We start from the raw sequence: 24686 nt of genomic DNA, 5'->3' as shown, positions 1-24686 counted from the left end.
CGGTAAGTCCCAACTGAACCACCCCCTAATACAAAAAAGAGTATAATTAATATAACATCTGCATATGCTGATGCGAAAAGCCAAAAATTCAATAAAATAATCCGGATGTCAAATATGATAGATAAACAAAAAGCCTCTATATGTATATTTATACATATAGAGGCGCGTAATTCGCTGTACCACTCTATTTCGCTGCTGCCCTGCGGCTGCAGTCTTAACAAGGTTCTATCAAACCCTGGCATTATAACGTATACCAAAACGATCAAGCCTACTTAAGTTTCAGCCGGACAATTCGGAAGCGATCATTTATTCCAATTAGCGCCGATTTACACCCCCACGGCTCTCTATAGCTAATTTAGCAGAATATTTTTGTCTTCGTCATCATCTTTTTATCAATATCACGATATGTTTAACTGATGTAATTGTTCTTACTTTATCACAATAAAGTTAACCCGTCAACTGCTTTTAATGAAATAGTATAATTAAAATTATTACAAATTTTCGCATAAATTTAAGCTGGCATATTTATATTTTATAATCAGCTTTTGCATAATACCTGCTACTTAAGATTCGTCATTTTCGGAACCGTATTGCTTCCGTGGGGCAATACATATACTATGCTTTGATCATCCACAAGCTCGTACAGCAATTTATCCACGTCATGAAACTTTTCCATAAACAGTTTATTTGTGCTGTCATGGCTTAAACTGCTCATAAGATAAATCGGATGCTCCATAATGACCCTTGCGATGCTGTATGCTTTATGCCCTCCAAGCTGAAACTCCTTTTTTATCCTGTCTGCAATATCCTCCGGGCATTTTGCATCGTCGATCCACTCCTTGAATGTTTTGTTCCCGAAGCCTTCCCTGCATTCGGCGATCAAAATTATGGGAGCCCCAGCCTTCAGACAATAAGAAGCATTTTCGATTGCCTTCTGCGCCTGGTACATGTTGATGTCCTTGGGATATCCGCCGGGTGATACTACTGCCAAGTCGCCCAATCTGTCGATTTCGACAGTCGAAAGGGTCTCGCAGATTTTTACTCCCTCCCGCCATGCATAGAGGTAATGGCCTGTAACGATATCGGCTATATTGCCGCCGCTGTCCGCAACGGCATTTGCAATAAACCTGAGTTTTGCATAAGATGCGGCTTCAACCATCGTTTCATTGAAGGGATTGCCTTCAATATTCAATGTTCTGGAACCTTTAAGGCACATGAGCGCATGATGCTTTTTTATCGTTTCGATGCCGCATACTCCGGGAAGCACTGATTTTCTCCCTCCGGAATAACCTGCCATATAATGTGGTGCAATGACCCCGACAGACAGCAAAAGATCCGCCTTTGCCACAAGAGGATTGATTGAAATAGGGATCCCGTACGCAAGATGGCCAATGTATGTCATCCTGCCTCCTGCCAAATGGTTTACAATCTTATATTCACCTGCGATTTTACTGCCCAGCATATCGGTTATTTCGCCGTCAGCCATGGGCCTGTGCATACCTGTAGCGATGAGGATGGTAATATTTCTTTTCTTTACCCCTGCCGCCTCAAGCTCCTTGAGCATAGGCTCCAAAAGAAGATCGTAGGGCGTCGGACGTGTTATATCATTTATTATAATTACAATGTTTTCAGGATTTTCCTCATGCACGATCCTGCTTAATGTCGGAGAACAGATAGGATTTTCAAATCTTTTTTTTGCTATCTTATGCAGATCCGGCATGCTGCTTTCTCTGTTATTTTCGAGTATCCTCATATTCTTGTTTGACTTTATGCTTATTTCGCCGCTGCCGTATTTGATTTCAATATATTTTTCAGCCATTTATTTTACCACCGTTTTAAAATATGCTTAAACCCCGTTCCCATTATTTTCCATGATACTTTTTAAGCCTAAAAGGCTCTTATATGCTGCCTCTTTAGGACGAACCTCGATTACATATATGACATCCATGTTATGTAACTTCGATATATAATACGGAAAATCTATTTCACCGCTCCCTATTATCGAGTGATCCTTGCCGCCCTTTACATCGTGCAGGTGCATATTCCTTATATAGCTTATGTTCTGGAGCATGAAATCCATCTGGTTTTTCTTTATATATGAGTGTCCGAGGTCCCATGTAAGGTATAAGCCGCTGCCCAGCAATGATTTTATGGCATTTTTCTTTGCACCGCCAAAAAAACCTGTATTTTCAGCGCAAAGAACTATTTTATCTCCTGAAAAAGCCAGGAGCTTGGACATCGCATCCTTTAATATCTGAGTATATTCGTTCTCATAGTATTCCTCCAAACGGACGCTTCCGTCAAACATCGTGAAATTCACGCTGTCCCCTATATGAAATGTAAACCTTTTCGCTCCGAGGTCATGTGCAAAATCTATGCTCCTTTTTAATATTTCAAGGCTTGCGTCTTCGATAAGCTCCTGTTTTGTGGAAAGGTTGATATCCTCGGGAGCATGAAATGTAAGAGTAAAGCCTTCATCATCCAGTTTGTCCCTTATATGTTTCCTGTCGGGCTTTCCATACCTATCCGGATAAAATTCAGGCATGTTTAAATTTATCTCAACAGCATTAAAACCGTGCCCTTTAGCAAAACTCGCCGCATCCAAAATAGATGCAAAACCATACGTAGCGGAAAAACCTATTCTTAACACAATATCACCCCTAAAACTCTATAAGCTTTGTCTGGAATATTCCATCCATCTTCTTTATGCTCTCCAGGATATCCCACGGCACGTTTTCATCGATGGTTATAGCCATGAGCGCAATGTCTCCCCTGTTTTTCCTTCCGACTCTCATAGTTGCAATATTGATATCGGCATTGCCAAGTATCGTCCCGATCCTTCCGACATACCCGGGTTTATCCTTATTATTTATTAACAGAAGATATTTTTCAGGCACAACTTCGATGGCATACCCCATTATTTCCGTAATCCTTATGTCGCTGGATCCGAAAACAGTGCCGCTGAATGTGGTGCATCTATCGCCCGAATATATTCTCGCGTTTATAAGGCTGGTGTAATTGTCGCATTTGTCTGAAGTGCTCTCGACTATATCTATCCCGAAATCTTTTGCAACCACATATGAATTTACGAAGTTGACCGTCCTGTCTGATATGTTGCTTAAAAAGCCCCTTAAAAATGAGAGCGTCAACAGCTTTATGTTAAGGCCGGCGGCTTCCCCGCAGTATGTTATCTCTATTCTGTTTACATGTTTTCTGGAAATCTGATAATATATCTTACCGAGCTTTTCTGCAAGGATCATAAAAGGCCTTATAACTTCAAACTCGCCTTTCCCGATGGAAGGCAAGTTTATGGCGTTTTCAACCATGCTGCCGTTTAATGCCTCGATTACTTCCTTAGCAACACTGATCCCTACATTTTCCTGAGCTTCCCTCGTCGATGCGCCTAAATGAGGGGTTATAACGAGATTATCGACACTTAGAATGTCGTTTTTGTAATCCTGGATTTCTCCCTCTTTCAAATCATATTTCGGCTCCACCTTAAGCACATCTATGGCGGCGCCTTCGATCCTTTTTTCATTTAAAGCCCAGGCAAGCGCCTTCTCATCTATTATTCCTCCCCTGGCACAGTTTACGACCCTTGCAGTTTTTTTCATAAGCTTGAACTGGTCAAAGCTTATCATTCCCATGGTTTCGCTTGTTTTAGGGGTATGCACTGTTATAAAATCGCATTGAGGAAGAAGCTCCGCCAGGGATTCCGCCTTCTCTACGCCGAGATTTTTGAACTTTTCATCGGATATATATGGATCATATGCAATAACCCTCATCTGGAAACTTTTGAGTCTGGACGCTACGAGGGAGCCTATCCTTCCAAGTCCTATTATACCGATCGTTTTCTTGTTCAGCTCCACTCCCTTCAGATTATTTCGTCTCCAATCTCCCTTTCTTATTCTGATATTGGCTTCGGGTATATTTCTTGCACAGCTTAAAAGCAGGCCTATGGTATGTTCGGCCGCGGATATGCTATTGGCGTCGGGAGTATTCACAACTATTATTCCCCTCTTCGTGGCCTCCTTAATATCGATGTTATCCGTGCCGTTTCCTGCCCTGCCTATAACCTTAAGATTCGGGGCATTTTCCAAAAGTCCCTTATCCACAAATACCGTGCTTCTTACGATTAAAGCATCATAGCCCTTTATTATATTATTAAGTTCATCTTTTGAAAGCCCTAATTTTACATCGACATCCGCTTTTTCTTCAAGATATTCTATCCCCTTGTCGGCTATCCTTTCAGATACAAGTATCTTCAAAAGCTTTCCCCCCTTTAAAGCGTATTTACGATTTCTTCTGCACGTAAAATTGCACTTCCCGTATCATTTTTATATCCCATTTCATTCAATACCGAACCTAAAGTCTCTATAGTCCTTATAATAAATTCATTTTTCAGATACCCCATATGGCCTATCCTTATTATGTTTCCCTTTAGCTTGCCCTGGCCGCCTGCTATGACTATGCCTCTATTGTACATTCCCCTTCTTAGCGCCTTTTCATCTATATCCTGCGGTACGTAGAGGGCGGTAAGGACTTCGGAGTCGAATCGTCTATCCGGAAATTCCACCAGATTCATGATGAGTGCCGCTTCTTTTACAGCCTTCGAATATATGGAATGCCTCTTGTAAACATTTTCAAGACCCTCGCCGAGTATCATGTCAAGAGCCTTGTCCAATCCAAGGATTAAAGATGTACACGGAGTATACGGCATCCTTAGATTTTTGTATTTTCCAAAGTCGAAATAGAATTTCGCAATCCTGGATTTTTGAGTCTCCAACCAGGCCCTGTCCGACATGGATATAAGGCTTAAACCCGGAGGACACATCAAACCTTTTTGGGATCCAGCTACGGCAACATCGACGCCGTATTCATCGACGTCCAATTTCAAACATCCAAGGGCGCTTACGGCATCGATTATAAACAGGCTGTCATACTTTTTAACGATATCGCCTATTTTTTTTATGTCGTTTTTTATGCCTGTGGATGTCTCGCTGTAAGTGGCATAGACGGCTTTATAATGATTTTTTTCAAGCTCTTTTTCTAAAACCTCCATCCTTATGCCATATCCTAATTCGGACTTCAGTTCGGTAACATCCACTCCGTATGCCCTTGCTATATCGGCATAGCGTTTGCCAAATACACCGCAGTTTATGCAAAGCAATTTATCGCCCGGAGAAAACATGTTTACAACTGAAGCTTCAAGTCCTCCTGTTCCGGAACAGGATAAAATAAGTATCTCATTTTTTGAACCGAACACTCTCATAAGCTTTTTATCGGCTCTGTCCGTTATGTGCATAAATTCATCGGTCCTGTGGTGTATGTTGTATGACATGGATTTGAACACTTCCCGGGGTATATTTGTAGGTCCCGGTGTCATAAGAAGCCTTTCCATAATCATTTCCCCCTTATTTTAAGGGTACATCCTAAATGTGGTACTCGTTTGCCATTTCAAGCAATTTTATGCCTTTATTTCCCTCAGAAAATCTCTGGATGCCCCATTCATATACAAATAGCAGTACAAGCCTTGCGTTTTTGTCCTTTACAATCATGGTATCGCTGGATATATAAAGGCTTGAAGGATCAATGGCATTTTCAAGCCACCTTATAAACCTGTACGGCAAATGCTCAATCCTCACATCCACGCCATATTCATGCTTTAGCCTGTATTCGAGCACTTCCAGTTGCAGCATCCCGACAACGCCTATTATAAGTTCCTCGAAACCTACGTTTATCTGTTTGAAAACCTGTATGGCCCCTTCTTCGGATATCTCGCTGATCCCTTTTATAAACTGTTTTCTTTTCATCGTATCGACGGGACGTATTCTTGCAAAGTGCTCGGGCGGGAAAACAGGTATACCCTGATACTTAAAATACGGTTCCTTTTCGCAAAGGGTATCTCCGAGGCTGAATATGCCTGGATCGAATAAACCTATGATATCCCCCGGATACGCCTCTTCGACAATTTCCCTCTCCTGCGCCAGAAATTGCTGCGGTTGGGAAAGTTTTATGACCCTGCCCTTCTGGACATGGAACACTTCCATACCCTTGACAAATTTGCCGGAACATACCCTCATAAAGGCAATCCTGTCACGGTGGGCAGGATTCATATTCGCCTGTATTTTAAATATAAATCCGGAAAAATTTTTATCATAAGGGCTTATATCTCCTATATTCGATGCCCGCGGCGTAGGAGCTGTCGTCATCTCTAAAAAATCCTTCAAAAAAGGCTCAACGCCGAAATTAGTAAGAGCGCTCCCAAAAAATACAGGCGTAAGTTCGCCGCTTCTTACTTTTTCTATGTCAAATTTATCTCCTGCAATATCGAGAAGCTGTATATCATCTTTTAGCTTATCATGGAGGTCTTCTCCCAGGATTTTTGTAAACGCCGGATCATCGGCACTCCCTATTGTGGATGATACGCGCGTCTGCCCGTGATCCCCCCCTTTGAACACCTCTATTGTGGAAAGATTTCTGTTATATACCCCTTTAAAATCGCCCTGTATTCCAATAGGCCAGTTTACAGGATAAGAACGTATGCCGAGGACTGTCTCTATTTCATCCATAAGCTCAAAGGGATCCTTTCCCGCCCTGTCAAGCTTATTTATGAATGTAAAAATAGGTATGCCCCTCATCTTGCATACATGGAAAAGTTTCTTCGTCTGCTCCTCCACGCCCTTTGCGGCATCGATAACCATAACGGCGCTGTCTGCTGCGACCAGCGTCCTGTATGTATCTTCGCTGAAATCCTGATGCCCTGGAGTATCCAGTATGTTTATGCAATAACCATCGTATTCGAATTGAAGCACGCTCGATGTAACGGATATTCCTCTCTGCTTTTCTATTTCCATCCAGTCCGATGCAGCATACTTTTGTGCTCTTCTCGCTTTCACCGAACCTGCAAGCCTTATGGCTCCGCCATACAGAAGCAGTTTTTCCGTAAGCGTCGTTTTCCCCGCATCAGGATGGGAAATGATCGCGAATGTTCTCCTTCTTTTTATTTCATCTTGAAAACTTTTAGTAAATTCTGGCATTTTATTTCCTTTCCTTTATATTATTAGTCATATGCGCCCATATGTCATATGTTCCATATTCTCAAGTATTATCGATTTTACATTTATAATTTTAATATGTCAAATCCCTGGATGTGCATGTTTTTTATTTGAAGAATATTATTTCAATCGCTTTTACCGCACATTACCTGACCTTGCGCATTTTCTCTTCGATGGCTCTTGCCAGTTGATCCGGGCAGGATGTGGATTTATCGCCGCACTTTATACCCTTAAGCTTTTTTACAACTTCTCCGGCTGGCAGACCTTCCACAAGTCTGGATATGCCGAGGAGATTCCCCGGGCATCCTGAATAAAACTTCACGTCCCTTACAACACCCTTTTCTATTTCAAAGGTAATTTTCTTTGAACATACTCCCTTTGTTTCATAAGTAAACATTATAACACCCCATCGGATATTTTCTAAATAAGTTAACCTGCCTTATGGAATAAATATTAATTGGCAGGTACTTTATTATTATATCATCTTTTTAATCTGCTATGTCCAGATAAAAAAATCTATTTCAAATCCCTAAGTTCACATTCTATAAATCCTGTATTGCAAACCCGTAATTTTACAAATTGGAGGTAAATTATTCCAAGCCTTTACATTTACCCAGATTTCCTATATAATATCGAAGTAACAGCTGAATCCGGCCATCTTTGCCGGAACGGAGGAATATAATTGGGGTGAATCTTAATTGAAGGCTACTCTATGGCCTAACCCGTCAACTAACTTCGTAAGCATGATAGAGGAGGAAAACAAATGTCAAAAATAAAAAGATACTCACGCACATGTATAGCTGCTTTACTTTTTCTGAATTTCAATATGTTTGCTGTCAGATACTTTTTCTCACCGAAGGCGGCTACATCTAAAAAATCAGGTACAAAAGAAAACGATATGGAAGCAAATAGAATTGTTAATGACGAATATATGCTTAAAATGAAAAAAGCAGCTGCAAACAATAATATTTCCATCCCTTCTTCAAATAAAAGCGATCTTTCCAAATACATAATTAAACAAGGGGATACGCTATGGGATCTGTCATCGGCATTTGAGATCGACGTTGACAGCATAATAAAGGCAAATAGCCTGGAATCACCGGATGAACTGAAAATCGGGCAGGCCATCCTTATTCCGGATGTGGATGCCCAAAAGGTCGCATCAGTCGAAAATCAAACTGCTACACAGGCTGCAAAAGCCTCCAGTGCAAAAAGCGCAAGTCCCAAAAAAGTCGCATCGAGATCTTCATCGAGCATAAATATCGGAATCTGGCCGGTGCATGGCCGTATTTCCTCAGGCTTTGGCAACAGAAACGGTAAATTTCATAAGGGAATAGATATAGCGGCTCCGACAGGAACCGATGTATATGCCTATGCAGGCGGGAGAGTAGTGTTCAGCGGCTGGGATAACGGCGGTTACGGCTACCTTGTGATAATATCACACGGCAGCGGACTTGAGACGTATTATGCCCACAATTCCAGATTGCTTGTTAAAACAGGGGCAAGAGTAAATAAAGGACAGCATATTGCCGATGTTGGAAATACAGGTGACTCGCACGGATCCCACTCCCACTTTGAAATAAGAAGAAATGGAACTCCGGTTAACCCGTTAAGTTACCTGCATTAATTTCAAATAAAAGATCTCTCTGATTTTCAATGCAGAGGGATCTTTTATTTGCTCTTTAATTAACCTCTTAGTACCATTTTAGGCGTTTAATTTTACCATAAAATCATAAATAAAACTTTGTGCCCCCAACATCCATGCTCAGTTTATCGCCTTTTATTTCAGTTTTTTCTTCAATCTTTAAGTCCCTTCCATTTTCCCAGTTTCTTTTATAAAATCCCGGTTGATCTCTGTGATAATAACTGTATCCTATAAGCAACGCCAAAAACAGAAGCCAGGAAATGGTCTTCACTATCGTATTGTTCCTGAATATGATATTTATACCTATGACTATAAGTATTACAGGCCATATTTCAAAAAAAGCATCCAAAATCGACCAGTCAATTATGCCGAAATTTATCAAGATGATGAATATTCCTATGGTTATCAGAAAAATTCCGAAACATATATTGCCCTTATTCATATTATTGCTTCCTCCTGCCGTTAATGATAATTACTATACCGAGTACTATAATTGCCAGAGGCCACAAATATTTGTCCAGCCAGTAAAAGTAACGCCTGCCAATCAAAATAACACCTATTGCGACAAAAATTCCACCTATTATAAGGCTTGTTTTTTCCGGATTAAAGTTATATTTTGTGTCGTTGAACTGTCCGCTGCTTTGGGAGTCGGAAAAATCTTCATCCGGTATTATTATTGCACATATTATATATGCAGCAATCCCTATACCGTTCAGACTTATAAGCACCCACAGAATCCTCACAATTGTCGGGTCTATATTAAAATATTCACCAATGCCGCCGCACACGCCGGCAAGCAACCTGTTTTTCCTGGAACGATAAAATTTTCTGTACATATTTCTTCACCTCTTTCAAAGATTAGTCAAATTACATACACATATATAAATACGTAATAATTTTAAAAAAGTCTTATGCTTTATAAATTTTTTTATTTCCAAATATCCTTCCGTAAAACCAGTTTCTTTTAATACCCACGGCTTTTCGAGGGCAAAGCTCATGGCAGCAAAAACACCGGATGCATTTATCAAGGCTCACATGAGGCTTTTTATCAATCATCTCTATGGCAGATGCCGGACAGTTCCTCATGCAGACGCCGCAGGATATACAAACATTATAATTAAAAACCGGCCTTGGCTGAAATGTATTTATTAAAATATTTTCAACGGATTTTGGAATCTTACCCTTTGCATAAAACGATACAATCGAGTTTGGAAGTTCAAAGGGTTTTATATTTATATCGTTTAACGGTATTCCCTCTATTTCTATATCGTCCACGCTTCCGCTTAATAATCCCCTGTTATACGAAGCATTTATTGTCGGAACGCTTTTGGGATTTATTCCTATAATATGGGCAGCTACCGTATCAAGAGCATAGGGATTTTCAGATGCCATTATAAGTCCTACCTTTCTTTTTTCCCCTGCAGAAGGTCCATTGCCCTCCATGCCTTCCACGCCGTCTATTACGGAAAACAGCGGTTTTACATAGTCGCATATATCCACTAAAAGCTCCGCAAAATTTGATGCATTCCTCATTTTTAAATGATATTCTGCTTTGGTGAAGCCTGGCACCACCCCGAATAAGTTCTTGACTGCACCTGTAAAAGTCATCATGCCATGAGTCTTCAGCTTTGCAGCCGATACTACAAAGTCCGCATCCTCCACGGCTTTTATTATCTCCATGGACCTGAGCATCTTTGCTTTATCGTCATGTACCGTAACATACGATATATCATAGTTTAGCATGAATCCTGCCCTGTCGGCGGCATCCTTCATGCCGCACTTTTCATATACGGCTTTGAGCACATTTTTATTGAAAGGCCCTCCTGGACTGTCCGCTACAATCACATTGCATCCAATATCCATAAGATACCTTGCTATAGCCTCAACTACAAACGGATGGGTCGTTACGTCATCCTCCGGACTATCTCTTTTCAAAAGGTTTGCCTTTATCAGCACTTTTTTCCCGCGGATCTCATCTTTCTTTATCCTTAGAATACCGTCAAGGCATCGGTAAACCGCATCTTTAACTTTTGGGAAGTCATATTCGTCACATCTTTGAATAGATACCCTCTCCATAGCGCACCTCCATTAATATATAAGTCATGGAACCTCCAGCGATTGGAATAATATTCTTCATATAACTTCGATTCGCAATATGAGATCAGGCATAAATAGGATTATGTTGTTTTGAGCAACGAATGAGCATTATGAAAGTTTTGATAAGTTCTTGGCTTTGCTGCCGCAAAAAAATCCTTAGAGCTTTTGAGTGCCTGAGTGCAGGCGAGTTTCAAAAGCTCTTGGATTCTTAAGGCTGCTGGCCTTAGAACTTACAAAACTTGGATCTGCCGAATGAGTGTTCAAAATAACATAAGTTCAAATTACGAATTGAAGTTCATATAAAAATATTCTTAATATCCATATAAATTTATTATATATTATTGACATACAGCCTACAATCGGTATAATAATTAAAGAAGTAAATATTTAAACAGGTGTCTTTTATATGTCATATATGAAAGATTAAAAGGGAATCCGGTTAAATGCCGGTACAGCCCCCGCTACTGTATGTGGGAATGAAACCCGAGATGCCACCTATATGATTGGGAAGGCCGGGAAGTAAGATGATCCGCAAGTCAGGAAACCTGCCTGTTTAGTTCAAGTAATGCCTTCGGAGGGAAGGAAAGGTGAATTTTCGGGTCGTGTTCTATCGCAAAATTTTAGCCTGTGCCTTTGTAAGGTACAGGCTTTTGTTATTTTGAAGACATATCCGGATATTTATCGGGAGGAAAAATGAAAAAAAGTTATAATGAATATCATATTTTAACCGGCATAGCCGTCATTTTATTTATGCTGATATTGTCTTTTACAACCAGTAATCCACCTTTATTGCTCGGTATTTTTATATCCTCCCTGTTCATGTTGATAACCGGCGAAGGTATTGCCAGGCTTAAAACAAGCATTATTTTTGCCGCGCCTTTTTTCACTGTGATATTTCTCATAAATATTTTTTTCGCTCCGGAAGGTCAAACAGCATTATTTAGCATCCCCGGAAAAACATTTACCCTTGAAGCTTTGGTATCGAGTGCAATACTTTCCTTTAAAATACTTCTCGTAATATTTATTTTTATGCTGTTTGACGTGCTTGTAGATTCGGATCGGGCAGCGGTATATTTTTCAGCTAAAATGCCAAAGTCCACCCTTATGGTTATGATAGGGCTGAAGCTTTTGCCGAACATGCGCCAAAGATTTAAAAGCCTCAAAGAGATATACAGCGTAAGAGGCTTAAACTTTGAAGGGAAAAGCATCAAGGAGAAGATAAAAAGCTATGTGCCCGTGCTTTCCGTGCTTCTTGAAAGCTCCCTTGACGGAGCATTCGACATAGGCGAGGCAGTTTATGTAAAGGGTTTTTTAAGCGGAAGCAGGAGTATATATGACAGACAGCATTTTAAGCTAAAAGACTGTATCGTATTGGTTTTCGTGGCGGTATTATCATTTATGTTTATAATATTTAAGCTTAATCACTCTGATGCATTCGATGCTTATGCAGGCACATATGTTTTAGTTTTTAACAAAAATATATTTTTAATGTTTTTAGCGATTATATTTTTTTGCATCATATTCTTTTGCATGGCTGGTGAAACGCAGGATGAAATACATCGACATCAATAATTTAAATTACAGATATCCATCAGAGGAGCAAAACGCCCTGTCAGATATAACCTTAAAAATAGATAAAGGGGATATGCTGCTCATTGCCGGAGAATCCGGCTCGGGCAAGTCGACCCTTGCAAAGTGCATCGCAGGCACTGTGCCTGGTTTTTATGGCGGTACCATATCAGGCAGCATTTTAATAGCGGGAAAGCCCATAAAAGAAATGAGCCATAAGGAACGCTCAAAAGAGATAACAATGGTCTTTCAGGACCCTGAAAGGCAGTTGGTGATGGATAAGGTGCACAGGGAGGTTGCATTCGGCCTTCAGAACATCGGAATCCATGAGGGAAATATCAAGAGAAGGGTTTTTGAAGCCCTTCAGTTTTCGGGAATACTTGATCTTTCAAACAGGGATATAAATACCCTGTCGGGGGGTCAGAAGCAAAAAGTTGCTTTGGCATCAGCAATAGCCCTTTTGCCGGGATGCATAATACTCGATGAACCGACATCGCAGCTTGATCCATCCTCGTCGGAGGAAGTCATTTCCCTTGCAAAAAAAGTCAACGAGGAACTCGGTATAAACATTATCGTAATAGAGCAGAGGATAAACAGGTGGTTCGACAGCGCGGACAGGATAGCCGTCCTGAAAGGGGGACGCTTATTATTTTGCGGTACTGCCGGAGAATTATATGAAAGCGCCAACAGCTATATAACAAATTTTCTGCCGACCGGCTTAAGGCTTTCAAAATCCCTCGGAATTTTCAAAATGCCTGGAAGCTTTAAAGAAAACAGGCAAAAGCTTTCACACTTTGACTTTAATCCTGTGCCTGTACATTATGACAAAAAGTCTAAAGAAGTTATCGGCATAAAAAATCTTTCCGTCGACTTTGGTTCAATAAGAGCCATTAAAGATATTGATTTAAAGATATATGGAGGCGATTTTGCAGGCATCATAGGCGCAAACGGAGCGGGAAAGAGCACGCTTTTAAGATCTATCATGGGCTTTTTGAAATATTCGGGCAGCATAAGGATACTGGGGGCTGAAGCCTGCAAACAGACGGTGAGTAAAATTGCCAGGACATGCGGCTATGTTTCGCAAAACCCCAATGATTATATATCAAAAGATACAGTATACGATGAGCTGAAGTTTACGCTGGACAATTACGGGATAAAAGATGAGGGGATAATCGATGAAACACTGGATTTACTGGGAATATACGATCTTAGAAATAAAAACCCGCGGGATATAAGCGGAGGGGAAAGGCAAAGGGTTGCCATCGCATCTATCATAGTTTTAAAGCCCAAAATACTCCTTCTCGACGAACCCACGCGGGGGCTTGATGGAAATGTCCTGAGCAAACTTGGCTGTACATTGAAAAAGCTCAATGGATCGGGCACCACAATAGTGCTTATAACCCATGACATAGAATTTGCCGCCAGGTATTGCAGCAGATTTGTCCTCATGTTTAACGGGGAAATTGCTGCGGACGGAAGCAGAGACAGCGTTTTAAGCGGAGGGATATACTATACAACTGAAATAAACAGGCTTTTAAGAAACAAAAATGAGCATCTTTTTACACTGGAGCAGGCACTTTTATCCGCCGGAGGGGAGCATGAATGAAAAAAATAAGCATAGTTTTATCCCTTGCCATCATCCTGGCGCTTTTGGCATTGACTATCTGGAAAACTTCCATAGAAGGTTTTTCAAATATATTGTCGGTTGCGGTTATAGCCATACTTTTTCTGAGCTATTTTTATTTCGAAAAAAGCAAAATGGGGACAAAGGAGATCGCCTTGATCGCAACTATCAGTGCCTTTTCCGCAGCCGCAAGAGTTATTTTCGCCCCCCTTCCAAACATCAAACCCACGACTTTTCTTGTTGCTCTATCCGGGCTGGTATTTGGCCCTTATGAAGGATTTCTGGTGGGAAGCACCGGAGCATTTTTGTCTAATATATTCTTGGGTCAGGGGCCTTGGACTACCTGGCAGATGATATCGTGGGGAATTATAGGTATTATTTCGGGTTTTATCGGCAAGACAAACAGGCACATATCCGTTGAGAAGTTTTCGATACTTTGCTTTTTGTATGGATTTCTATTCGATTGGATAATGAATCTATGGCATGTAGCGGGTTTTGTAAGACCCTTGAATTTAAAAACCATAGCCCTTGCTTATTTGACGGGACTTACATTCGATATAATGCATGCCGGAAGCAATTTCGTCTTTTCGATGATATTTTATAATAATTTTTTAAAAGTCTTAAACAGGTTTAAAAAACGCATGGAAATAACATATGAGCAGGAGGAATTAAAATGAAAAAAAGGATTCTTTATATCTTACTATCTTTTGCAATAATCATCGCACAATTATCACCTGCATTGAATTTAAAAGCTATGGCAGAAAGCTATCCAAAAGCTTCCGTAAGGGTCGAGGGCTTAAGCGGAACGATCGCCGAGGGAGATGCAAGCGGTAAAAACGCTCTGGATATATTTGAAAAAGTCATGGATAAAAATAAGATACCATATGGTGAAGACTCGTCAAAGACATATATAACATCCATCGATAATATCGGTTCTGGGGACTATGGTGGAATGTCGGGATGGATGTACTATGTCAAGGATCAAAATAATGTAATAATCCCTATGGTAGGCATGAATCAGTATATTCCTGAAAATGGAGATATGATAATAGTCTATTTCGGTGACTTTATGTCGACATCGATTTTAAATAAAATAACATTCACCCCGAATGTTGTAAAAGAAAATGAGCAGTTTAAGATGAAGTTTAACTATTCGCACTTTGATTATATGCAAAATAAAAATATAGATACACCCATTGCAAACGCGGGAATAAATATCGATAATTTAACCTATGTTACGGATAATAACGGCGAAATAACAGTCCCGGGTCTGAAATTCGGGGAGCATACTTATAAAATAAGCGGCTATAATATAGATAAAACACCATCTGTCGTAATGGATAAGGGAATATTTAAAATTGATAATGTGAATCCCCCGATTTTAAATCACAGCGATTCGGCATATGATGATTTATATAACAGCAATAATAATAAAGAAATAAAGAATATAGATTCGGAGATTAAAAATACATCAGGATACATCGAAAGGAACCAGGAATCTCCGTGGGCTGCCATAAGCCTCAATAAACTTAGGCTTAAAATAGATGAGAGTTTTTTAAATGAATATGTAAAGGATATAAAGGAAAACGGAATCGCAGATTACTCAAACACGGAGCTTGAGAAGCTGATACTGTCGTTGACTGCAGCAGGTTACAGCCCGTATGACTTTACAGGGCGCAACCTTATATCCGAGCTTTTTGGCAGGAATATAGGTGATTTTCTTATAAACGATGACATTTTTGGAATGTTTGTATACAGCTACACAAATGCAAAAGATGGCGGATACCCTATTTCAAGGGAAAAATTAAAGGACGATATACTAAAAAAAGCTATGAGATGTAAATTTGAAGGCAAGTATATATACGGTTGGTCTCTTATGGGAGGCAATATGATAGATCCGGATATCACAGGCGCCGCCTTGAATGCGCTGTCCCCGTACATTGGCGATACCAAAGTCAAGGATTTAGTTGATAAAGCCGTCAAAAGCCTTGCGGCAATCGAAAATGAAAGCGGATACCTTCCTGGCATTTACGATTATTCCAGCGAAAGTCTATCATTTGCAATAACAGGCCTCACATCCGTCGGGATAGATCCTGAAGGGGCATTATTTAAAAAAGCAAAAGGAGATTTATTTTCAGCCCTGCTATCCTATAAAGGCAAGGACGGGCAGTTTAAGCATTCAAAGGACGGCGCCGACGACTTTATAGCAACCGAGGAAGCGCTGAGGGCCCTTATAGCATTGAAGGAATATAAAAAATCAGGAAAATACGACTTTTACAGCAGCAATATAGATGCAAAAACATTGCCTGTATATAACTATAATAACGCTAATCCAGATGAAAATTCAGGATCAGATATACAAGGGCATGCAAGTACCGCAAAAAAAGAAGCAGGCAAAGACACAGTGCCGACTTCCGTTCCTTCAACTTCAAACGGTGTTCCTTCAGTTTCAGCAAGCACGAATATAGAAATTGCTTCAGGGAATAATGAACAGGTAACCGGCACTACAAGCAATGAACCTCTTATGAATAATACGGAGGATATACTATATGCCATAAAAAACACAGACGGTAATATAACTGTCGATGCATCCAACAACAGCATAATCGATAAATCCATATTCGATGCGATTTCAGGGCTCAATAGATCGATTACATTCGAATATGGAGATATAAGCTGGACATTCAATGGTGCTGATATAAAAAATGCTGCAAAGGATGTGAATATAGCTCTTAACGATACGCCGGAATATAAGAATAAGATTATATCTAAATACGGAAAATATAATATATTCATAATCTCGTTCATGGATAATGGCATTCTCCCTGGAAAGGCTGAAGTTAAAATAAAGCCTGACTCAAAGTGGCTTGAAGGAAGATCCGGCAAGGATTTATACCTTTATTATTTTAATCCGGATTCAGGCAGTGCAGAAAAAATAGAAGGCCCTCTTAAAGAAGATATGGACGGATTCGTAACAATCGGCCTGACACACTGCAGCGATTATTTTCTGACTGACAGCGGCAGTTTGGTGGATAATGCAAAAAAAGCTTCACTTTTTAATACTACAACCGTTGCTGCCGGCATACTGATAATACTTGGCGGCATTACCGCCGCGTTATTATTGATTAAAAGAGGTAAACAAGCATGAAAATGAAAAAAATTGCGCTTATAGCGGCAGTTATTATATTCTGTTCGGGACTGTTTTTGCTCTCGAGAGGCCTGCAGAATAGATATGTCAATACCGCTTCCACCAATACGGGCGATGTCGGATATTTAAAAGGCAGTAATATACAGAAGCAAAGTCCAAACGGTACGAAAAACACAGATACTGCCGACGTACAAAAAGGCAATAATAATACTGAAAAGAGCGATGCGCCGGATACGCAAAAGGAAGGTACTAAAAAATCAGGCTCTTCCGATGCAGACAAAACTGCTACTGATAAAAGCAAAAGCACGGATACGAAGCCTGCAAAAGAGCTTCCCTATAATTTTAGAGTAGCGGACACTGTTTCAGGAAAAACGCTGTTCTCCTCAAGGGTAGAGTACAGCGGGCAGACAGCTGCTCAGGCTACGATAAATGCATTAAAAAGCGGCGGGATTAAATACAGAGCGCAAATAACGGGGCAGAGCACATACTTTTCCATGATAGCTGGATTATATGAGAAAAAGGCCGGCCCTTCAAGCGGCTGGTGCTTTTATATAAATGGCAAGAAGATGTCCATAGGCTCAGGCAGTTACTCCATGAAAAAGGATGACAACCTTGAATGGCGCTACCTTAAAGACGGATTGCAGCCGTAAAAAATCAACCTGCAAATGAATATGGCACCAGATTTATTTTTTATATTTGAAAAATATTCCATAATATTCTTTAAATATAATCTTAATGCGCCCATATGCCTTGCAGCAGTCTTCCACAGCAATTTGACTCCATATTATGAATTGCACGTTAACAATATTTTAACTTTTGTTATTATTGTTTATTATATGTATCGTATGGTGTATAATAATATGGAAATTGGAAAAGGAGTAATTGAAAAATGTTACCTGTTAATATATTGTTATTGATGATATCGCCATATACAACGATAATACCTGTTATGTTTGTGGCCTATAAAGTGATGCAGGGTAATGGATTGTTGTTACATAAAAATCCATGGAATACGGGACTGATTTTATTGTTCTTATGGTCCTTTATCTCGGGTTTGCTGAACAAAAATCCTATTTCAGCCACTGCATCCATAGCTTTCTTGCTTTCTTTTTTCGTAAGCATATATTTGCAGAATTATTATACGGATAAGGAAAGCATAGAAAGGTTATTGAAGTATGTCATACTTTTTGCTGTGTTGTCTGCATTTATAGGTATTGCCGAAAAAGTTACATGCTTGGTCTATAACAAGGTAAGCTGGGGACGTTTTTTCGGTATGTCGTTTGGCATTCCTCAAAGCAGTATTTCAAAACTTAATTACAGAATATCTGCGACCTTTGGGAATCCGAATGTTGCAGGAACCTGGTTTTCTGCGATAATACTTATATGCTATTATTTTTATGATAATGCCGTTAAGAAAACGAAGTTTTTGTATATGCTGCTTATACTTTTATTTTTGTTCATACTTGATCTTACCGGATCTCGCGGTGCGGCATTCGGTTTATTATGCGGAATCATGGCATATACTTATTTTAAAAACGATAAAAAGAATATGTTTTCCCTGTTTTCATTATTTGTTTTTGTGGTGCTCTTGATGTTTGTAGTTCCTCAGTTTATATCACGCACTAAAATTATAGACGCGTTCAAGATTGGCGAACAAAACCCCATATTGAACAATCTCAATACTTCAATGCAGCATGATGTAAACAGGTCGATAAACAGCCGCTGGGAAATATGGCTCGGCTCTTTATCGCTTTTCAGGAATGAACCTATAACAGGAAGCGGGCTTCTGGGCATATATTTTGCAAGCAAGGATTTATTTAATTTTTATGTAAGAGAACCCCATGCCCACAATATATTGCTCACATTTGCATCTACACTTGGAATTGTTGGTGTTTGCATATATCTTTATATGAAATATTATCTGTTTAAAGGTTTGATGTTGCTTCATTTCTACAAATGCAAACTGACTCCTGTGCTGGCCGGTGTACAAGCCATTATAATAAGCCACGGTTTGGTGGATGCTACGATATTCGGTCCGCAGGGAGCTGTCTTATTTATATCTTGCTCTGCGATTATTACTTCACTGGCCGCGCAGTACGGATTTGAAAACGAAAATGTTTCTGAGACATACTGGCTTAGAAAAAGAATACACCAATTTTAAATATGCATTATACAGAAATACCGTTTATCCGGTCCATTATTTAAAAAATATAATTCCTCCCGATTTATAATAATCGGGAGCTTTTTATTTATAATGAAGTATTCAAAACGTCGCAGGACATATTCAAATGGGTGTAATATAAATGAGTGTTCAAAATAACATAAGCCAAATTACGAATTTAAGTATTTATATATGTACCCATTCGGTGAACCGAAGATTTAGTATAAATATTTTGAAACTTATGCCGAAAATAATATATAGTATTTGTCTATATGCAATTATGTATAATTGATTAACTTTAATTTCTATTGGGGGTATGGCCTATGGCTAAATTTTTAAAATTATTCTATAGTGACAAAAGAAAGGTCAATCATAAACTCATCTTTTATCTATCATTATTTATACAGATTCCTCTTCTCTTATACTTTTTATATGTAATATTGCCTGAGATCAATGGATCTTTTAAAACAGGCATAAAAATTATTTTATTTTTATTGATATTACTGGATATCACGGCGTTTATATCGTTCAAGCTATTATTCAGGCCTGTAAGAGATATCATCAAATATGCCAAAACGTTATCCCAGGGTGATTTGAACGTAAACGATTTGGTCTTAAATGATGAGAGCAACTTCGGAATGCTGGCAACTGCGTTTAACGATATGAAATCCAGCTTGCTATCTTTTATAGAGCAGACTAAAAACAACATACTCGTTATTTCCGATTCTGTGGATACGCTGTCAAAGGGTACACAAATGAGTTATAAAGGCAACGAGCAGGCGTCTTCTACAATACAGGATATAGCATTTAAAACCCAGGAACAACTGTCTCTTGTGAAGAAAACAGCCGAAAATTTAGATAATGTGAGCAAAAGAGTTGACACGATACTCAAGCATATAAAAAATACAGAATCGATAGCCCGGAATACCAGCACGGTTACAAACAGCGGGATCGATAAATTAAATACATATAATGAACAAATCAACGTGATTTCAACGGATCTCAACAATACTTCGGATTTCCTTGTCAAATTAAAAGACAGCATAAAGCAGATAACGGGAGTTACTGATTTTATAAATGATATAAGTGAAAAGCTTAAAATGCTCGCGCTGAATGCATCTATCGAGGCGGCAAGAGCCGGTGAAGCCGGAAAGGGGTTTAACGTTGTCGCCGATGAGACAACAAAGCTTTCTGAGGCCGCAATGGATGGAACAGATAAAATATACAAGATTATTAAAGCCGTACTTGAGAACAGCAGTTCCGTAGAAGAGAGCATAGGAGAATGTATAAACAGTTTTGAAAAAAGTGAAAAGCTATTTGCAAGCGTAAAGGATTTATTTTCAAAGATAGACAACCAGAGCGATGTCATACTTGATAGTATGAATGAAATAAACAAGGAAACATCCAACATCAACGATTCAGCTAAGGATGCCAATGCGCTCAGCAGCAAACTCTATGATGCTTCAAATAAAGTGACATCCGGTACTCAGGAAGTTGCCGCAGCTATAGAAGAAAGCGTTGCAGAACTCCAGGAGATAACAAAATCTTCGGATGGTCTTTCGTCGATGCTCAAAAAAATTGAAAATCTTACATCGAAGTTTAATACGAGCGTAAAACCGGTCGATCAGAAACCTTCAAAGCGCCTTAAGATATCCATAATATACCCATGCAATGCGGAATTCTGGAATTTTATAAAGCAGGGTATAATGTATGCTAAAAAAGAACTTTCAAAATGCAATACCGATATTGAAAGCATAGAAATAAATGAGCCGTCGGCAGAGAACTTTAAAAATGCCATAAATGACTGCATACAGAAAAAATACGACGGCATCTCTGTTGTCGGATATTATAAAGAAACTGTCCCTCTTATAAATAAAGCAGTTGAAAGCGGCATTCCTGTAGCTACATTTAACAGCGATCTTCAAGACAGCAAAAGAATCGTATTCGTTGGTCAAAATCCGTATAAAGCAGGAGAATTTGCAGCTCATCTGATGGCAGATGCCCTGAGCAGGGAAGGAAAAGTTGGCATCATAACAAGCGACTTCAATATAAGCGGCCATCAGCTCAGAAGCGACGGATTTAAAAATGTTATCGGCGATATAAAAGATATGGAAATCGCATTTGAAAGAGAAGTGCATGACAACGATCTGGAAGCCTATAAGAAGACAAAAGAGCTTTTATCGAAATTTAACGATTTAAGAGGCATATTTATCTGCGCAGGAGGTATAAGCGGTGTTGCAAAGGCTGTTGAAGAATTGAAGCTTTCTGGAACCATAAAGATAATTTGCTTTGATTTTATAGATAAAACAATCGAATATATCAAAAAAGGTGTCATAACGGCATCCATCGGGCAGGATCCCTTCGGTCAAAGCTATAGCTCCATCGTTTATCTGTATAATAATATCACCGCCGGAAAAAATCCGCCTGATAAAAAGATGTGGACGAGAATGTATTTTGTAAACCAGAAAAATGTAAATGATATTTTGATGTAAAAAATCGTATCCGAAAGCATGCGAATAGGATGTGCACATGAAATATTTATTCATTGTGCACATCCTATTCGCATTATATGCTGCAAATCCCGTCATCTTCGATTCATAATATAGAACTGTGATGTTTTGAACACTCATTCGCCAGATTCAAGTTTTGTAAGTTCTAAGGCCAGCAGCCTTAAAAAGCCAAGAGCTTTTGAAACTCGTTTCACTCAAACATTCAAAAGCTCTAAGGATTCTTTTGCGGCAGCAAAGCCAAGAACTTATCAAAACTTTCATAATGCTCATTTCGCTGTTCAAAAACATCACAGTTCTATTTATACCAAATCTTATATTAAGAACTATAAATATATATACCCTAATGTTAATTTCCGCTTACATATTCGGCGAAAATAATATATAATTTATAGATGAAGCCGTGTTAACAAAAAATTAATATAATAAAATATTTAGGCCGGCAAAGCAGTTAAATTATAGCTGCAATTTAACTGCAATATAATATTATATAAGTATAGATATTTTGGCAATTGGGGATGATTATTTGAAACTGACTGATTGGCTTAACAATAAAATACCGAATATTGCTCAGTCTATTGAAGATATAAACAGAGACTATTTTTTCAGCGACAAAACCATAGGATTTGCAGGCAAAGAAAGCATAAACAGGGTGCTCCATTACCTGAGATCGGCACTTTTCCCGGGAGTATATGAAAAATATCCTATAGATGAGTTTAAAGTCAATGTACTTATAGGTAACAATATCAGGTCTGCAGCTCTTGAACTCAACGATTTAATCGAAAAAGTTTTCATAAATAAATGTGATTTTAACGATAAGGAAAAAAGAGATTGCACAAAATGCATGGATATGGCCAACGATATTACGATAGAACTTATAAACAGGCTGCCTGATATAAGGAGGATCCTCCAGACAGATATACAGGCCGCATACGACGGCGATCCTGCAGCACATACTACCGAGGAAATAATTATGAGCTACCCCTCGATAACGGCAATAAGCATATACAGGATATCTCATGTACTTTGCCAGCTTGGAGTGCCTGTCATACCGAGAATAATGTCCGAATATGCACACGCTGTCACTGGAATAGATATACACCCGGGTGCAAAAATAGGGACCAGCTTTTTTGTAGACCACGGCACAGGCGTCGTAGTTGGAGAAACATGCGAAATAGGCAATAATGTTAAACTTTATCAGGGCGTAACACTCGGGGCAAAAAGTTTTCCGTTGGATGATAAGGGTAATCCGATAAAGGGTATCAAACGTCATCCCAATATAGGTGATAACGTAATCATATATGCCGGAGCAACCATACTCGGGGGAGATACGGAAATCGGCCATGATTCCATTATAGGAGGCAATGTATGGCTTACGCACAGCGTGCCTCCATTTTCAAGGGTATATAATTCTCAACCGTCACCTACAATAAAAAACGGCAACAGCGATACACCGCGAGAGGAATTGTTTTAACTTAATTCAATTTTTGAGGCTATGTATGGGGGCGGGTATCCTTCCCCCTCTTTTTATGAATTTACTGCTTGAAAAATTGCTGACAGCCATCACGGGTGCTCTTCCGAGCAAGCCTCCGAATTCAACATAATCTCCTACTTTTTTCCCTATAGCCGGAATGATGCGGACGGCGGTTGTCTTGTTGTTGATAACACCTATGGATGCTTCATCCGCAATCATCGCAGATATGGTTTCAGCCGGAGTATCACCGGGAATCGCGATCATATCTAATCCTACAGAGCACACACATGTCATGGCCTCCAGTTTCTCTAGGGAAAGTGAGCCTCTTTCGACGGCTTCTATCATGCCTGAATCTTCACTTACAGGTATGAAAGCTCCGCTTAAACCGCCCACATGGGAGGACGCCATAATACCGCCTTTTTTTACCGCATCGTTTAAAAGAGCCAGTGCAGCCGTAGTGCCTGGTGCTCCGCAGCTTTCTATGCCCATTTCCTCAAGTATATGCGCTATACTGTCCCCGACAGCATTTGTCGGCGCAAGGGAAAGGTCGACGATCCCAAAGGGTACATTCAGCCTTTTGGACGCTTCCAGCGCAACAAGCTGTCCTATTCTGGTTATCTTAAACGCCGTCTTCTTTATTATATCGGCCACAGTATCAAAATTAGCACCTGCGGCTGTCTCTAATGCAGCCTTTACAGTGCCAGGCCCGCTTACTCCGACATTTATGACGCATTCGGGTTCGCCAACGCCGTGAAAAGCACCCGCCATAAATGGATTATCTTCGGGAGCATTCGCAAAAACGACGAGTTTTGTGCATGCCAGCTCGTCTTTCCCTGCCGAAACATTTGCAGTTCTTTTAATTATTTCACCCAGTTTCGCTACTGCGTCCATATTGATTCCTGCTCTGGTTGTAGCTACATTTACGGAAGAACACACCCTGTCTGTAACATTCAAGGCCTCCGGTATGGAATCGATAAGCGTATAATCACCCTTTGTATATCCCTTATGTACCAGCGCCGTGAATCCCCCGATAAAGTTAACCCCCACAGCCTTAGCCGCGGAATCAAGGGTTTTCGCATATTCCACATAATTTTTCTCTCCGGACGATTCCGCAATGCTTGAAATGGGTGTAACGGATATCCTTTTATTTATAATAGGTATGCCATATTCAGCCTCTATATCATTTCCAACCTTAACAAGGTTTTTGGCACATCTGCATATTTTATCATATATCTTCCTTCGCGCTGTATTGCCATCATCTGAGCAGCAATCATAGAGCGATATGCCCATAGTAATCGTCCTTATATCCAGCTTCTGTTTTTCGATCATGTTTATTGTCTCAATAATCTCATTGGAATCAATCAACGTATTACCCCTCCTGTGTATAAAGTAAATTGCTGCGA

General features: G+C 39.7%; 19 protein-coding genes and 2 riboswitches. Of the genes, 9 read left to right on the top strand and 10 right to left on the bottom strand.

The features are described from left to right. Positions 1-559: 559 nt before the first annotated feature. From larA to QME45_02180, 6 genes are all read right to left on the bottom strand, one after another. Positions 560-1819, bottom strand: a complete 1260-nt coding sequence (gene larA / locus QME45_02205) for a nickel-dependent lactate racemase (GenBank protein ID MDI6617472.1) — start codon at positions 1817-1819, stop codon at positions 560-562. A gap of 27 nt (positions 1820-1846) precedes the next feature. Then, positions 1847-2650, bottom strand: coding sequence for a sugar phosphate isomerase/epimerase (locus QME45_02200; GenBank protein ID MDI6617471.1), 804 nt, complete (start codon positions 2648-2650; stop codon positions 1847-1849). A 10-nt stretch (positions 2651-2660) separates the two neighbouring features. Next, complete coding sequence (serA, locus tag QME45_02195) at positions 2661-4268, bottom strand: phosphoglycerate dehydrogenase (protein ID MDI6617470.1); 1608 nt, start codon at positions 4266-4268, stop codon at positions 2661-2663. A 14-nt stretch (positions 4269-4282) separates the two neighbouring features. Further along, on the bottom strand, positions 4283-5401 hold the full coding sequence (locus QME45_02190; protein ID MDI6617469.1) for an alanine--glyoxylate aminotransferase family protein: 1119 nt from the start codon (positions 5399-5401) through the stop codon (positions 4283-4285). Positions 5402-5432: 31 nt separating this feature from the next. Then, positions 5433-7040, bottom strand: coding sequence for a peptide chain release factor 3 (locus QME45_02185; GenBank protein ID MDI6617468.1), 1608 nt, complete (start codon positions 7038-7040; stop codon positions 5433-5435). A gap of 163 nt (positions 7041-7203) precedes the next feature. Further along, positions 7204-7455, bottom strand: a complete 252-nt coding sequence (locus QME45_02180; GenBank protein MDI6617467.1) for a TIGR03905 family TSCPD domain-containing protein — start codon at positions 7453-7455, stop codon at positions 7204-7206. A gap of 235 nt (positions 7456-7690) precedes the next feature. Then, positions 7691-7817: riboswitch (cyclic di-AMP (ydaO/yuaA leader) on the top strand. Positions 7818-7821: 4 nt separating this feature from the next. Here QME45_02180 and QME45_02175 point away from each other — a divergent pair. Then, positions 7822-8685, top strand: a complete 864-nt coding sequence (locus QME45_02175; protein ID MDI6617466.1) for a M23 family metallopeptidase — start codon at positions 7822-7824, stop codon at positions 8683-8685. 103 nt (positions 8686-8788) lie between these two features. On the opposite strand, the gene QME45_02170 is transcribed toward QME45_02175, so the two are convergent. The 3 genes from QME45_02170 to QME45_02160 all read right to left on the bottom strand — a co-directional run bounded on the left by QME45_02170 (position 8789) and on the right by QME45_02160 (position 10779). Next, complete coding sequence (locus QME45_02170) at positions 8789-9145, bottom strand: DUF5668 domain-containing protein (protein ID MDI6617465.1); 357 nt, start codon at positions 9143-9145, stop codon at positions 8789-8791. A 1-nt stretch (position 9146) separates the two neighbouring features. After that, the gene (locus QME45_02165; protein MDI6617464.1) at positions 9147-9539 is read right to left on the bottom strand and encodes a PspC domain-containing protein; all 393 of its coding nucleotides are present in this window, start codon (positions 9537-9539) and stop codon (positions 9147-9149) included. A 73-nt stretch (positions 9540-9612) separates the two neighbouring features. Further along, positions 9613-10779 (bottom strand): DUF362 domain-containing protein, encoded by a 1167-nt coding sequence (locus QME45_02160; protein ID MDI6617463.1) that lies wholly within the window; start codon positions 10777-10779, stop codon positions 9613-9615. A 397-nt stretch (positions 10780-11176) separates the two neighbouring features. Beyond that, positions 11177-11368: riboswitch (cobalamin riboswitch) on the top strand. A gap of 125 nt (positions 11369-11493) precedes the next feature. On the opposite strand from QME45_02160, the gene QME45_02155 reads away from it, so the two are divergent. The 8 genes from QME45_02155 (at position 11494) to QME45_02120 (ending at position 23283) form a co-directional block, all read left to right on the top strand. After that, positions 11494-12372, top strand: a complete 879-nt coding sequence (locus tag QME45_02155) for an energy-coupling factor transporter transmembrane component T (GenBank protein MDI6617462.1) — start codon at positions 11494-11496, stop codon at positions 12370-12372. Further along, the gene (locus tag QME45_02150; protein ID MDI6617461.1) at positions 12350-13975 is read left to right on the top strand and encodes an energy-coupling factor transporter ATPase; all 1626 of its coding nucleotides are present in this window, start codon (positions 12350-12352) and stop codon (positions 13973-13975) included. Before QME45_02155 ends, QME45_02150 begins: the two co-directional genes overlap by 23 nt. Next, positions 13972-14670 (top strand): ECF transporter S component, encoded by a 699-nt coding sequence (locus QME45_02145; GenBank protein MDI6617460.1) that lies wholly within the window; start codon positions 13972-13974, stop codon positions 14668-14670. The genes QME45_02150 and QME45_02145 overlap by 4 nt, the downstream gene beginning before the upstream one ends. Continuing rightward, entirely contained in the window at positions 14667-17141 is a 2475-nt protein-coding gene (locus QME45_02140; GenBank protein ID MDI6617459.1) for a DUF4430 domain-containing protein, read from the top strand. Before QME45_02145 ends, QME45_02140 begins: the two co-directional genes overlap by 4 nt. Continuing rightward, on the top strand, positions 17138-17791 hold the full coding sequence (locus QME45_02135) for a DUF4430 domain-containing protein (protein MDI6617458.1): 654 nt from the start codon (positions 17138-17140) through the stop codon (positions 17789-17791). Before QME45_02140 ends, QME45_02135 begins: the two co-directional genes overlap by 4 nt. A gap of 239 nt (positions 17792-18030) precedes the next feature. Next, positions 18031-19302 carry an O-antigen ligase family protein gene (locus QME45_02130; GenBank protein MDI6617457.1) on the top strand — a complete coding sequence of 424 codons (1272 nt, stop codon included), beginning with the start codon at positions 18031-18033 and terminating at the stop codon, positions 19300-19302. Positions 19303-19625: 323 nt separating this feature from the next. Beyond that, on the top strand, positions 19626-21794 hold the full coding sequence (locus QME45_02125; protein MDI6617456.1) for a substrate-binding domain-containing protein: 2169 nt from the start codon (positions 19626-19628) through the stop codon (positions 21792-21794). Positions 21795-22335: 541 nt separating this feature from the next. Further along, complete coding sequence (locus QME45_02120; GenBank protein ID MDI6617455.1) at positions 22336-23283, top strand: serine acetyltransferase; 948 nt, start codon at positions 22336-22338, stop codon at positions 23281-23283. 6 nt (positions 23284-23289) lie between these two features. On the opposite strand, the gene QME45_02115 is transcribed toward QME45_02120, so the two are convergent. Further along, a complete protein-coding gene (locus tag QME45_02115) occupies positions 23290-24645 on the bottom strand; it encodes a PFL family protein (GenBank protein ID MDI6617454.1) in 1356 nt (451 codons plus the stop codon). Between the last annotated feature and the right edge of the window lie 41 nt (positions 24646-24686).

It is taken from the genome of Clostridiales bacterium (assembly GCA_030016385.1).
In the GTDB taxonomy this organism is placed as follows: Bacteria; Bacillota; Clostridia; order Clostridiales; family Oxobacteraceae; genus JASEJN01.
Note: the sequence above shows the minus strand (reverse complement) of the source record. Positions and strands in the feature narration are given on the sequence as shown.